The organism is Lactococcus taiwanensis, from assembly GCF_017068355.1.
GTDB classification, from domain to species: Bacteria; Bacillota; Bacilli; order Lactobacillales; family Streptococcaceae; genus Lactococcus; species Lactococcus taiwanensis.
Genome location: NZ_CP070872.1, coordinates 1783113 through 1797465, shown reverse-complemented (window position 1 = coordinate 1797465; position 14353 = coordinate 1783113). Strand labels below are relative to the sequence as shown.

The 14353-nt window shown below is 39.4% G+C and carries 13 protein-coding genes; all 13 read left to right on the top strand.

What is annotated here, in order from left to right:
- Window positions 1–41: 41 nt before the first annotated feature.
- The gene (pepC, locus tag JW886_RS08830) at window positions 42–1352 is read left to right on the top strand and encodes an aminopeptidase C (protein WP_205872511.1); all 1311 of its coding nucleotides are present in this window, start codon (window positions 42–44) and stop codon (window positions 1350–1352) included.
- Between the two features lie 88 nt (window positions 1353–1440).
- Window positions 1441–1833, top strand: a complete 393-nt coding sequence (locus JW886_RS08825) for a MerR family transcriptional regulator (protein ID WP_205871893.1) — start codon at window positions 1441–1443, stop codon at window positions 1831–1833.
- Window positions 1834–1984: 151 nt separating this feature from the next.
- Window positions 1985–3091, top strand: coding sequence for an NAD(P)/FAD-dependent oxidoreductase (locus JW886_RS08820; protein WP_205871892.1), 1107 nt, complete (start codon window positions 1985–1987; stop codon window positions 3089–3091).
- Between the two features lie 162 nt (window positions 3092–3253).
- The gene (gene rlmB, locus JW886_RS08815; RefSeq protein WP_205871891.1) at window positions 3254–3982 is read left to right on the top strand and encodes a 23S rRNA (guanosine(2251)-2'-O)-methyltransferase RlmB; all 729 of its coding nucleotides are present in this window, start codon (window positions 3254–3256) and stop codon (window positions 3980–3982) included.
- Between the two features lie 73 nt (window positions 3983–4055).
- Window positions 4056–4925 (top strand): DegV family protein, encoded by an 870-nt coding sequence (locus tag JW886_RS08810; protein ID WP_205871890.1) that lies wholly within the window; start codon window positions 4056–4058, stop codon window positions 4923–4925.
- 159 nt (window positions 4926–5084) lie between these two features.
- Complete coding sequence (gene ftsA / locus JW886_RS08805) at window positions 5085–6458, top strand: cell division protein FtsA (RefSeq protein ID WP_075525316.1); 1374 nt, start codon at window positions 5085–5087, stop codon at window positions 6456–6458.
- Between the two features lie 119 nt (window positions 6459–6577).
- Window positions 6578–7825: a cell division protein FtsZ gene (ftsZ, locus tag JW886_RS08800; protein ID WP_205272043.1), complete on the top strand. Its 1248-nt coding sequence runs from the start codon at window positions 6578–6580 to the stop codon at window positions 7823–7825.
- Window positions 7826–7828: 3 nt separating this feature from the next.
- Window positions 7829–8506, top strand: a complete 678-nt coding sequence (locus JW886_RS08795; RefSeq protein WP_075525314.1) for a YggS family pyridoxal phosphate-dependent enzyme — start codon at window positions 7829–7831, stop codon at window positions 8504–8506.
- Between the two features lie 30 nt (window positions 8507–8536).
- A complete protein-coding gene (locus JW886_RS08790; RefSeq protein WP_075525313.1) occupies window positions 8537–9121 on the top strand; it encodes a cell division protein SepF in 585 nt (194 codons plus the stop codon).
- On the top strand, window positions 9121–9396 hold the full coding sequence (locus JW886_RS08785) for a YggT family protein (RefSeq protein ID WP_200407456.1): 276 nt from the start codon (window positions 9121–9123) through the stop codon (window positions 9394–9396). Before JW886_RS08790 ends, JW886_RS08785 begins: the two co-directional genes overlap by 1 nt.
- Window positions 9390–10181 (top strand): YlmH family RNA-binding protein, encoded by a 792-nt coding sequence (locus tag JW886_RS08780; RefSeq protein ID WP_205272757.1) that lies wholly within the window; start codon window positions 9390–9392, stop codon window positions 10179–10181. Before JW886_RS08785 ends, JW886_RS08780 begins: the two co-directional genes overlap by 7 nt.
- A 63-nt stretch (window positions 10182–10244) precedes the next feature.
- Entirely contained in the window at window positions 10245–11228 is a 984-nt protein-coding gene (locus JW886_RS08775; protein ID WP_205871889.1) for a DivIVA domain-containing protein, read from the top strand.
- Window positions 11229–11541: 313 nt separating this feature from the next.
- Window positions 11542–14340 carry an isoleucine--tRNA ligase gene (gene ileS / locus JW886_RS08770; protein WP_205871888.1) on the top strand — a complete coding sequence of 933 codons (2799 nt, stop codon included), beginning with the start codon at window positions 11542–11544 and terminating at the stop codon, window positions 14338–14340.
- Window positions 14341–14353 lie beyond the last annotated feature (13 nt).

Here is a 14353-nt window from a genome sequence, read left to right as displayed (position 1 = left end):
AAGTGCGCGTACTTATAGCCGTCGCACGACTGGGAGGGATTATGACAGTAACATCAGATTTTACACAAAAACTCTATGAAAATTTTGCTGAAAATACAAAATTAAGAGCCTTGGAAAACGCCGTAACAAGCAACGGTTTACTTGCTTCTCTTGAAGTACGTGGCTCGCACGCTGCTAATTTGCCTGAGTTTTCCATTGATTTGACAAAAGATCCTGTGACAAACCAAAAACAATCAGGTCGTTGCTGGATGTTTGCAGCTTTAAATACATTTCGTCATAAATTCATCAATGATTTTAAAACAGAAGATTTTGAGTTTTCACAAGCTTACACTTTCTTTTGGGATAAATATGAAAAATCAAACTGGTTTATGGAACAAATCATCGGGGATGTTAATATGGATGATCGTCGCCTGAAATTCTTGCTCCAAACACCACAACAAGATGGTGGACAGTGGGATATGATGGTTGCGATTTTTGATAAATATGGGATTGTGCCCAAGGCTGTCTATCCAGAATCAAAAGCATCTAGCAACTCACGTGAACTTAACCAATACTTGAATAAATTGCTTCGACAAGATGCTGAAATTTTACGTTATACCCTCGAGCAAGGAGGCGATGTTCAAGCAATTAAAGAAGAATTGCTCCAAGAAATTTTCAATTTCCTTGCTGTAACTTTAGGTTTACCACCACAAAATTTCGAATTTGCTTTCCGAAATAAAGACAATGAATATAATAAATTTGTAGGTACACCGCAAGACTTCTATAAAGAATATGTGGATATTGATTTGAACAATTATGTTTCTGTTATCAATGCGCCTACACAAGACAAACCCTATAATAAGAGCTACACGGTAGAATTTTTAGGAAATGTTGTCGGAGGTAAGGAAGTCAAACATCTGAATGTTGATATGGATCGCTTTAAAAAATTGGCTATTGCACAAATGCAAGCTGGAGAAACGGTCTGGTTTGGATGTGACGTAGGTCAAGAATCAAATCGTACAGCAGGTTTATTAACAATGGATGCCTATGATTTCAAATCTTCATTAGATATTGAATTCACACAGACTAAAGCGGGTCGGCTCGATTACGGCGAATCACTCATGACGCATGCCATGGTTTTAGCGGGTGTTGATTTGGATGCAGATGGAAACTCAGTGAAATGGAAAGTTGAAAATTCTTGGGGGAAAGATGCGGGTAATCAGGGCTACTTTGTCGCTTCTGATGCATGGATGGACGAGTATACCTATCAAATTGTCGTGCGTAAAGACTTGCTGAGTCAAGAAGAACGCGCAGCTTATGAAGCTAAACCACAAGTTCTACTTCCTTGGGATCCAATGGGAGCTTTAGCTTAAACATTGAAAACATCTTGCTGATAGCGAGGTGTTTTTTTAAAAGAACTTTTCTTGACTTGAAGCTAGGGTTAAATGTTAAAATAAAAGAATGAATATCAAAAAAGCAGCAGAACGTTCCGGGATAAAAGCGGATAATATTAGATATTATGAAAAAATAGGGCTCATTCCTCATATCAAACGTACGGAGTCGGGACTTCGTAATTTTAGTGAGCAAGACATTAAGACGTTAAAATTTGTTAAACATATGCGTGATGCAGGCGTTCAGGTAGAGCCACTTACGCGGTATATGGCACTTGTTGCTCAAGGAAATCCAGAAACAAAAGGGGAACGGATCGCCATTTTAGAAGCGCAAGTTGAGCAGCTGCGTTGCGAAATTGAAGAAAAGCAGTCGGCCTTAGACTATTTGACCTACAAGATTGAACATTATGATGAGGTGATGATACCTAGTGAAACGGCCCTTCTAACGGAGGATAAAAGGTAACTTAGCAGCATAGCGTTATATAAATCAGCACTTTTCTATGTGAGGCTAAAGCATTCTAAGAAACAAAAGCAACAAGTCTAAAGCAGCAAGAAAATAAAAATCAGGTTTTATACCATGATTTTTTCTTTGTAAAAGAGAGGAAAGAAAAGAAATGAAAAAAATAGCGGTTATTGGTGGGGGGATTATTGGACTGACCTTAGTAAATTATTTAGACCCGAAACAATTTGAAATTTATCTTTTTGATGATCCGAGACAGCAAGCTACAAGAGCCAGTGCGGGGATCATTTCGCCTTGGCTATCAAAAAGAAGAAATAAAAAATGGTATCAATTAGCAAAAGATGGGGCAGCATTTTTTGAAAAAGTGGTTCAGGATTTTGAGCTTGGTCCAGAAATCTATGAAAAATGTGGCACGCTCTTTGTGAGAGAACCCCAATCACTGAATGAATTAGCAGAGCTCGCTAAAGAACGACGACGGGAGGCCCCCGAACTTGGTGAAATTAATCGCCTTACCCCAGAAGAAACTAACCGCTTACTGCCCCTACTTAAACCAATGGAAAGTTTATATATCACAGGAGGTGCTCGTTTAGATGGCAAAGCTTATCTCACCCGTCTTAAAAAACGAGCCCTCTCAAGAGGAGTGAAGTGGATAGAAGCACATGCAAGTGTGGAAAAGCTAGCAATAGGATGGAAGGTTCAAACGGATGAATATGCCATGAGTGTGGACGAACTGGTGCTTTGCCCTGGGCCCGCTTTAAAACATATCTTGGCACCATTGGGTTATGATGCAGAAGTGTCACCACAAAAGGGGCAACTTATAGCCTTTCAAACACCTTATGCGTCACAAAACTGGCCCGTGGCCTTCTTGGAAGGTGCAGCAGATTTGATCCCCTTTCAAAATGGTCAGATTCTTTTAGGAGCTACGCATGAAAATGAAGCTAAATGGGACCTGACACCAACTCAAAGCGCTTTTGATGAGCTTACGCAAACGTCTGAGAAATATTTCGAGACAGAGCAATTAACAACCTACCCGTATGAATATCGTGTAGGCACACGCGCTTACACCCCTGATTTTGCACCATTTTTTGGCCCGCTTCCTCTTGAACCAACTCTGGCGGTAGCCAGTGGCTTGGGTTCTTCTGGTCTTACCACCGGCCCACTCATTGCTCATTTGCTTGCATCGTATTTTAATTCACCTTTAAGAAAATGGGAAACCTCTAAGTATCAAAAAGAACTAAGTCACTATATTAGGGTTAAATAAGCATTTAGGAAAAATTTTAAATTATAATTTTCTTAAATTAATTATGTAAAACCGATAAAAAAGTCAAATGTACTTTTTACATAATTTTTTGATACTCTTACATAACAAAAAGCCCGACGAATGGAGTCAGGTTTTTTTGTGTAAAAATGATATAATGATTTCATGGAAAATACAGATTTAATCTACGGATTACATGCGGTGGTAGAGGCTTTGAATGGCGGACTTGTCAATAAGCTTTACGTTCAAGAGGACCTGCGTGGAAAAAATGTTGAAAAAGTAAAAGAGCTTGCGCGCACAAAAAAAGTCAATATTTCATGGACGCCTAAAACTGAATTAAACAAACTTACGGAAAATGGAGTTCATCAAGGTTTCATGGCCCGAGTGTCAGAGTTTGCTTACGCTGAGTTGACAACCATTTTGGATGGGCTGACAGACCGGTCAGAAGCTACGATATTGCTTTTAGATGAATTAACTGATCCTCATAATCTGGGTTCAATTGCACGGACTGCGGATGCTACAGGCGTTGATGCCATTATCATCCCTAAACATCGTGCTGTTGGGATTACGCCAACAGCCGTAAAAGCTTCTACAGGTGCACTCCAACACGTTCCTGTAGTACGTGTAACCAACCTGTCACAAGCGTTAGATAAGCTCAAAGAAGCTGGATTTTGGATTTTTGGGACGGATATGGACGGCACGCCCTATAACCAATGGAACACTTCTGGCAAGGTAGCTCTCATCATTGGTAATGAAGGACATGGGATTGGTCAAAATCTCAAAAAGCAAGTAGATGAGATGGTCACGATACCAATGACTGGGCATGTGCAAAGTCTGAATGCTTCTGTAGCAGCCAGTATTTTGATGTATGAGATATTTAAAAATCGAAAATAAAAAATAAGGAATTGGAAAAAGTTACTGACAGCTTTGTCAGTAAACGGATTAAACTGAAAAAGGAAAAAATTTTATGACTTTTCAAATTATGACAGACTCTACCGCCGATTTAAGTCAGTCTTATCTTGACGAACACGATATCACGACCCTTGGCATGACGGTAACCATCGGCGATAAGACTTATGAAACTGTGGGAGAGCATCCGCTGGATAATAGCACCTTGCTAGCCGCTTTAAAAAAAGGAGAGGCTGTTCATACCTCACAAATTAATTCGGGCCAGTTTTTAGAGGTTTTCAAAACCTTCGCTGCCACTAAAGAAGAACTTCTATACCTCGCATTTTCATCGGGACTTTCAGGTACCTATCAGTCGGCTGTCATTGCTCGAGAAATGCTTTTAGAAGAAGACCCAGAAGCAAAGATAACGATTGTTGACACATTGGCTGCAGCTTCTGGAGAAGGCTTTTTGGTTGAAGAAGCCGTTAAGTTACGAGATGCTGGCAAGAGTTTAGCTGAAACAGTTGCTGCTTTAGCAGTGATGATTAAACGGTTGCAAAGCCGTTTCATGGTGGACGACCTAAATCACTTGGCGCGTGGGGGAAGGATACCTAAAGCGCTTGCTCTTGTGGGAACAATGGCTAGTATCAAGCCGCTCTTGGATGTAGATCCAGAAGGGAAACTCCGTCAAGTCACAAAGGTCAGAGGGAAGAAAAAGGCGCTTCATCAAATGGTTGAAAAGACTTTAGAGGGTATGGACATGAACTACCCCCGACTCATTATTTCTTATTCTGGCACTGATGAAGTGGCTCAAGAAATCAAATCAGAAATTATGAAAAACAGTGACATTCAAGACATAAAAATTCGCCCCCTTAGTTCAACGATTGTAACCCATACGGGAGAAGGAACTATCTCGATTTTCTCAATGTCAAGAGAAGATCGTCTCTAATTTAATAAAAAACTCAAAAAATCACAGCTAAACTCTTGTTTTACTGTGATTTTATGTTAAAATAATTAGTGAGTGTAATTGCATACAAAATTGTCTATACACTCTCCAATTTATTAAAAAAATATGAATCGTGATGTGTGAGGGAAAGGAGTCGCTTTTATGGCCAAAAGTGGACTTTATACAGGCGTAGATATCGGCACAAACACAATTAAAGTGCTTGTTGCAGAGTACGTCTCAGGTGAAATGAATATAATAGGCGTCGGAAATGCAAAATCTGACGGATTGAAAAATGGGATCATTGTAGATATTGAGAAGGTGGCACAAGCTTTACGTAAAGCCGTAAATGCTGCTGAAGAACGTGCAGGAATCACGATTGATCGAATCAATGTGAGTATCCCAGCAAACTCCCTCGAAATGGAACCTTGCCAAGGAATGGTTCCAATTGTTAGTGAAACAAAAGAAATTACAGATAATGATGTGATTCAGGTCGTTCAAAACGCCTTAATGCGTGGCATCGTCCCTGAACGTGAAATAATAGCACTGGAAACAAAAGAGTTTACAGTTGACGGGTTTACAGGAATATCTGATCCCCGCGGCATGTTTGGTGTTCGTTTAGAAATTCGTGGTGTTGTTTACACAGGTCCTAAAACTTTAGTACATAACGTGCGAAAAGTTGTGGAACGTGCAGGACTAATCGTGGATAATATTGTGATTGCCCCACTTGCCATGGCTCAGTATGTTCTGACTGAAGGTGAACGTGAATTTGGTACCATTATGGTTGACCTTGGAGCTGGACAAACAACGGTAAGTGCTGTTAAAGAACAAGCTTTAAGATTTACCCATACTAGCCCTGAGGGTGGTGATTATGTTACCAAAGATATTTCAACTGTCTTGAACACTTCACTCTCAGCTGCAGAAGATTTAAAAGTCAATTATGGTGAAGCAAGCACAGAGCGTGCGAGTCAAGATGAGTATTTCTTGGTTGATGTTGTAGGTAAAGATGAACCTGAACAAGTGACAGAGTATTATTTATCACAAATCATTGAAGCGAGAATGACACAAATTTTTGACCGCGTTCGCCAAGATTTAGACCATGGGCATACTTTTGAGACTCCTGGTGGTTTGATTCTTGTAGGTGGAACGGCTGCAATGCCTGGAGTAGTTGATTTAGCAACAAAAGCTCTGGGTATGAATGCGCGATTGTTTGTTCCGGGGGAAATGGGATTACGTAATCCTGCTTTTGCGCAAGTGATCAGTGTTGTAAGTTATGTAGGTAATCGTAGTGATATTGATGTTTTAGTATCCCAAGCATTTTCAGGTGATTATGCTTATACTGCGGCAGAGGAAACTTATGTTGCTCCTGTAACAACAGTTCCAACTCAAACGACAACAGTGCCAGCGAATGTAGAAAATGACTTCTACGTTGAACCTCAAGCTCGCCCAGTTGCTACTCAAAAGGCAACTGAACCTGAAGAAGATAAGGAAGGTCTTATGGATCGTGCCAAAAACTTCTTTGGCAATCTTTTTGACTAATTATTAAGAAAACAATCCGTCTTTGAAAAGGATGATGTAAGGGTTATGGACTCAGAGCATCCGGTGTTTTCTAAGCGGATTATTTCAATTCTGAAAGTAAAAACGGAGAAATATAAATCATGGAATTTTCATTTGATACAGACTTGACTACTGGTGCTGTGATTAAAGTCATCGGTGTTGGAGGCGGTGGTGGTAATGCCATCAACCGCATGATTGAAGAAGGTGTTTCTGGTGTAGAATTTATCGCAGCAAACACTGATGTACAAGCTTTACGTAGCTCTAAGGCAGACACAGTCATTCAACTTGGGCCTAAATTAACACGTGGTTTAGGTGCTGGAGCACAACCTGAAGTTGGGAAACGTGCAGCTGAAGAATCAGCTGAAACAGTTTCACAAGCGCTTGAAGGCTCAGATATGATCTTCATCACTGCTGGTATGGGTGGTGGAACTGGTACAGGTGCTGCACCAGTTATTGCACAAATCGCAAAAGAACTTGGCGCTTTGACTGTGGGTGTTGTTACTCGTCCATTTGGTTTTGAAGGTTCAAAACGTTCATACTTTGCTACTGAAGGTATTGAAGCCCTTCGTGCCAATGTTGATACCCTTCTCATTATTTCAAATAATAACTTGCTTGAAATTGTTGATAAGAAAACACCATTGACCGAAGCATTGCGTGAAGCGGATAATGTATTGCGTCAAGGTGTTCAAGGGGTTACAGATTTGATTACCAACCCAGGAATGATTAACCTTGACTTTGCCGATGTTAAGACCGTCATGGAAAACAAAGGTGATGCCCTTATGGGAATCGGTGTGGCTTCTGGAGAAGATCGCGTTATCGAAGCAACTCGTAAAGCTATCTATTCACCTTTACTCGAAACAACTATTGAGGGAGCTGAAAATGTGCTCTTGAACGTTACCGGTGGTATGGACATGAGCTTGATTGAAGCACAAGACGCTTCTGAGATTGTTATTCAAGCAGCAGGTAATGATGTCAATATCATGTTGGGTACTGCTATAGATCCTAATTTGAAAGACGAAATTCGTGTTACTGTTGTCGCAACAGGCGTTGCTAAAGAAGATGCTGATGAGGCATTGGGATTGCAACCAGAATCACGACGTCAACCTAATTTGACACATAACTCCAACATGCAAGTTAATCATCGCCCAGCTCAACAACAACAGCAACAATCAACTGCACAAACCCAAAACCAACCTTCTGCCTTTGGAGATTGGGATATCCGTCGCGAAAGCTCACCACGCCAAAATGTAAATAACAATCGTGATACAGCTTCTGTAACAAGTTTTGGTGGCATTCCAACTTCAACTGATGAAGATCTTGATACTCCACCATTTTTCCGTAATAAATAATCAATGACAATTGAAGAAAATGTTAAAAAAATAATGAGTAATGTGGATGCGGCGAAAGCTGCGTCTTCTTATTCTAATCAGTCAGTTTCAGTAATTGCCGTGACAAAGTATGTAGGTGTCAAGGAAGCGAAAGAAGTGGTCGATCAGGGTATTTCTCATCTTGCCGAAAATCGGGTAGAGCTTTTTCTCGAAAAGTACGAAGCACTTAAAGAGAGAGAACTCACTTGGCATCTTATTGGTAATCTGCAACGACGTAAGGTCAAGAACGTTATCAATTTTGTTGATTATTTCCATGCACTAGATTCTGTTAAGTTGGCGCAAGAAATTAGTAAACGCGCTGAACATCCTATCAAATGTTTTGCTGAGGTAAACATCTCGGGTGAGGCAAGCAAGCATGGGTTTTCGAAAGCAGAACTCCTGTCAGCTCTGACAGAATTGTCAGAACTTGCACATCTTGAAATCGTTGGTTTGATGACTATGGCTCCGTTTGAAGCGACTGAAGAAGAATGTCATAACATTTTCGGGCAACTGAAAAAATTACAAGTTGAAATATCTGAAATGAATCTTCCAAAAATTCCTTGTACTGAATTGAGCATGGGGATGAGCCGGGACTACGAGATTGCAATCCAAGAAGGAGCAACCTTTGTACGAATTGGCACAGAAATTTTTAAAGACTTGTGAACCTAGATAAAGTAAACAACGGAGGAAAATATGGCATTTAAAGATTGGATGAATAATCTGCGCGATTATTTTGTAGAGGATGAGGAAGAGTTCGATGAACCTGTTCGTCCTGTGCAAGAATCTAAGCCAACTGTAGCACCTGCAGCGCAACAAAAGGTCGAAGAGCGTAAGGTACACAATGACTATCAACGTCGTACTGTACCTCCTCAAAAACCTCAAACTCAATCAGCAGCACCTAAACGTCCTGCTTCAACTTTCACAAAACCTATGTCTGAAAAAATCGTACAACAATCTACTGCGTCGCAATCACAATCACTTGCAGCGACGGTTTCAACTATTGCAATTAAAGAGCCACGTGCCTACGCGGACATCATGGAATCTGCACGTATCGTCAAAAATGGCGAATGTGTGTTGGTTAATTTCAAATTTATGGGTGACGCCCAAGCACGTCGCTCGATTGATTTCATGACGGGTGTGGTCTTTACACTTGATGGTGATATTCAAAATGTTGGGGGACAAATCTTCTTGATGACTCCTGCGAATATCACAGTCGATGCAGCTAAAGAAATGTCTATCTTAGCTGGTCAAAATTTTGAAAGTTATGATTTATACTAATGTTTATTACGCTTACTCTTGTTAAATGGCTCTTTTGGTTATTAGATGCTTATTCACTTGTCTTAGTGATTTATGCTTTGATGAGCTGGATTCCAAATTTATACAATACATGGTTTGGACGAGTGATTGTAAAAATCTCCCGCCCCTACCTGAGTCTCTTTGAAAATTTACCTTTGCGTATTGCTGGGTTAGATTTTACAATTCTTGTGGCACTTATCGTGCTTCAATTTATTCAACGATTCATTGTTATTGTACTGCGTGGGATTCTATTTTGACAGAACAAATTTTTCAGCATTATAAAGCAGAAGAACGTCGCTTTATTGAGCGATGTTTGGATTGGATAAGTCGAGTTGAAGAAACCTACAGTGTGATTACCACACCTTTTCTAAATCCACGGGAAGCTGAAATCTTATCAGCCCTTTCAAATCGGCGTGCCCTTTGTCTTTACTCAAGTCGAAGCCTTGCCGAAACAGAGACGGTCAAGATAATTATGGCTCCTGAATTTTATGTTTTAGATCCTGATGATTTTGATCTTGCACTTCTGGAAGTCACTTATGCCTCTAAGTTTATCCAACTTACACACGCCCAAGTCTTAGGTACGTTTTTGGGACAAACTGGCATCAAAAGACAAGAGTTAGGTGACATCATTGTCACTGAAGAAAAAATACAAGTTTTTGTCAGTAAACATTTGGTTGAACTATTTAAAGCTATCGAAAAAATTGGAAGAGCAGCGGTAAAAATCAAGGAAATATCGCTCGCAGAGCTTGCAAAACCTACTGACAGAGCGGTCAGTGAAGTTGTTCTTGTGGATAACTTACGGCTTGATAAATTAATTGCAGTCGCTTTCAAAATTTCTCGCAATCTCGCTTCAAATATGTTAGAATCAAATAAGGTTAAGATAAATTACCTAGAAATAGATAAGAAAGATTTCTCTGTAAGTACTGATGACCTGATCAGTGTCCGAGGTTATGGACGTTTTAAGGTTGGCCCGGTTTTAGGGCAAACTAAAAAAGGCAAACAGAGAGTTGAATTAGAAATTACTAAAAATAATAAGAAGTAAATTCGAAGCACTTGAAAATCTCATTTAAATAAAAGATTTTCTCAAGATAAAAAGGAGTGATCGATGACATTAAACAGTCTGGACGTTCAAAACAAAACCTTTAACCCACAATTTCGTGGCTTCAGTAAACATGAAGTTGATGAATTTTTGGATATCGTAGTTCGAGATTATGACGAATTTGCACAAAAAATAAAAGATCAAGAACGGGAATTAAAAGCTTTGCGCGAACGCGTGAAATATTTCGATGATATGAAAGATTCATTGAATAAGTCTATCGTTGTCGCTCAAGATGCAGCGGATAACCTCCGTGAACAAGCTAAGAGCGAAGCAGATACGATGAAAATTAATTCTGAGAAAGAAGCAACCGAAGTGGTGGCTAAAGCCGGTCAAAAGAGTGCACTAATTATTGAAGCCGCTAAAAAAGAAGCTGGTTTCATCTTAAATGCTGCCTCAGATGATGCACGTAAACTTGTTCGCGATACGGATGATTTGAAACGCAAGATGCGTCTTTATCATCAACGAATGACTTCAATTATTGAAAATCAATTGGCCTCAATTCAATCAGATGATTGGTCAGAAATATTCAAACCTACCCAAGATTATGTCATTAATCCTGAGGAAAAACTTCAAGAAATTATTGAAGAACATTTGGAAAATGCGGAAACTACTTTAGCTAAAACCCAAGCCATTACTCCTCTTACGGAAGAACAAATGGCTGAAAATTCAACGGATGAAAACTCATCTGATGATACTTCTGCAGAAGATGAAAGCAAAATAGAAGCGACTGAGCAAGAAAATGTTCCTGTTGAATCAGAAAAAGAAGTGACAGATGTTACTGACGAAGCGGTCAGCACTGATAAACAAGCTGATACAGCCGAACAGGCTGAACTTCCAACAGAAACACCATCAGAATCTTCTCCAAAGGCTGATGATGAAACTTCAGCCAGTGAAGATGCAGAACTTTTTCCAGAATTAGAAGCTTCACCAGAAAAGACAGATCCGCTCGATAATCAAGAAACAATTGATTTAAGCGAATTAAAAAATTAAAAATCAGACCAAGATAAGAAAAAATATAATTCAAGCAAGCGAGTGACGATGGAAGACTCGTATTCCCTATTTTTCTTATTATCAGCTGATTGGACTTCTAAAGTGACTGACAGAATTTATTTTCTCAAAGAAGCTTTAGAAAAATCTTGGACTGAACTCAAAGTAAGTTCAAGCGTCTTGCACGTTACGCAAAAGAGTTTCTGTCAGTAAATTTTACTGACAGAAAAAATGAAGGTGGTACCACGGTTTTTCGTCCTTTGCGAAAAATCGTTTTTTTTATTCAAAAAAATAAATTAAAAAGAAAGAAGAAAATATGAAAATCAAAGATACTTTGAATTTGGGAAAAACAGCTTTCCCAATGCGTGCAGGCTTGCCAAATAAAGAACCAAACTGGCAAAAAGACTGGGCAGATGCGTCCCTTTATGAAAAACGTCAAGAATTAAATGAAGGTAAACCTTCCTATATGCTTCATGATGGTCCTCCTTATGCGAACGGAAATATTCACCTCGGACACTCTTTGAACAAAATTTCAAAAGATATTATTGTTCGTTATAAATCAATGGCAGGATTTCGTGCTCCTTATGTTCCAGGTTGGGATACGCACGGCTTACCAATTGAGCAACAACTTGCTAAAGCAGGTATGAAACGTAAAGAAATGGATTTGCTTGATTATCTTGAGGAATGTCGTAAATATGCGATGAAACAAGTAGACATGCAACGTTCAGATTTCAAATCCCTTGGTGTTCTTGCTGATTGGGACCGTCCCTATTTGACACTATTGCCAGAATATGAGGCGGCTCAAATTCGTGTTTTTGGTAAAATGGCTGAAAAAGGCTATATCTATAAAGGACAAAAACCAATTTATTGGTCACCATCGTCAGAAAGTTCACTTGCTGAAGCTGAAATCGAATATCAAGATGTTCGCTCAGCATCAATTTTTGTGGCATTTAAAGCCAAAGATACTAAAGGTAAATTACCAGAAGATGTAGAATTTGTAATCTGGACAACAACACCATGGACCATTCCATCAAATCTGGGCATCTTTGCTCATCCTGATTATGATTATTCAGTTGTAGCAGTAAATGGTCGTAAATTTGTAATTGCCTCAGAAATGCTTGAAGCTGTTGCTGAAAAATTAGAATGGGAAAATCCGGAAGTTCTTCAAACACTTAAAGGTTCTGAATTAGAATATATGGTTGCAAAACATCCATTCTATGACCGTGAAACTCTCATCATGAATGCGGATTATGTTACACTTGATTCTGGTACTGGCCTTGTACACGTTGCGCCAGGACATGGTGAAGATGACTACTTCGCAAGCCGTAAGTATAAATTGCCTGTTTTATCACCAATTGATAATCGTGGTTATTATACTGATGAAGCCCCTGGACTTGAAGGACTTTTCTACGATGAAGGAAATAAAGTTGTCAGTAAATGGCTTGAAGAAAAAGATGCTTTATTGAAACTCGAATTCTTCACTCACTCGTACCCACATGACTGGCGTACTAAAAAACCAGTCATTTTCCGTGCGACACCACAATGGTTTGCTTCAATCGATGACTTCCGTCAAAATATTTTAGATGAAGTTGAGAAAGTAGATTGGGTAATTCCATGGGGGAAAACTCGTTTATTCAATATGGTTCGTGACCGCGGCGATTGGGTCATCTCACGTCAACGTGCTTGGGGAGTTCCATTACCAATTTTCTATGGTGAAAATGGTGAGCCAATCATCACACCTGAAACTATTGATCATGTTGCGAATCTTTTTGCTGAATTTGGTTCAAAAGTTTGGTTTGAACGTGAAGCAAAAGACCTTTTACCAGAAGGCTTCACTCATCCAGCTTCACCAAATGGTGAATTCACAAAAGAAAAAGATATCATGGACGTTTGGTTTGACTCAGGTTCTTCTTGGAATGGTGTCCTTAACGAACGTGACTACCTGAGCTTTCCTGCAGATCTTTACCTTGAAGGTTCAGACCAATACCGTGGTTGGTTTAATTCATCAATTACAACCTCAGTTGCGGTAAACGGCGTTGCACCATATAAAGCAGTTCTTTCACAAGGATTTGTTTTAGACGGTAAAGGACGTAAGATGTCTAAATCAATTGGAAATACAATCGTGCCAAAAGATGTCACTAAGAAATTTGGTGCTGACATTCTCCGTCTTTGGGTGGCCTCAATTGATACTGAATCAGATGTTCGTGTATCAATGGATATTCTCAGTCAAGTTTCTGAAGTTTACCGTAAAATCCGGAATACATTGCGCTTCTTAATCGCCAATACATCGGACTTTAATCCAAAAGAAGATGGCATCGATTTTGCAGAACTTCGTCCAGTAGACAAATATATGCTTGTGAAATTTAATGAACTTGTAAAACAAATTCGTACAGCTTATGATCACTATAGCTTTATGACTGTTTACAAATCAATCATTAATTTCATCACGAATGATTTATCAGCATTCTATCTTGATTTTGCTAAAGATGTTGTTTATATCGAAGCAGCTAATTCGAAAGCACGCCGTTCTATGCAGACAGTCATGTATGTTGTTTTGAAAGATTTGGTAAAACTTTTAGTTCCGATCTTGCCACATACTGCTGAAGAAACGTGGACTTACCTCACACACGAAGCAGAAGAATTTGCTTATCTTTCAGAAATGCCTGAAGCCGCCGATATCGCTGGCAGTCAAGAGTTGTTGGCCAATTGGCAAGAATTCTTGGACTTCCGTGATAAAGTCTTAAAAGCTTTGGAAAATGCCAGAGAAGCTAAAGAGATTGGTAAGTCTTTAGAAGCTACTGTTACTGTTTATCCAAATGAAGTTGTTCGCACATTACTTACTGTTATTGATGATAACATCGCCCAACTTTTAATTGTGTCAAACTTTAATATCGCTGACGGATCTGTCAGTGCTGCACCAGAAAATGCAATGATCTTTGAGGATGTTGCAATTGTGGTTGAGCACGCGGCAGGAGAAGTATGTGAACGTTGCCGTCGAACAGACGAAACCGTCGGAAAAAATGAACATGAACAATTGCATATGCTTTGTGAAAATTGTGCGCAAATTGTGACCACAGAATTTCCCGAAGTTTTAGAAGAAGGGTTCGAAATTTAAACTAAAAAAGTTA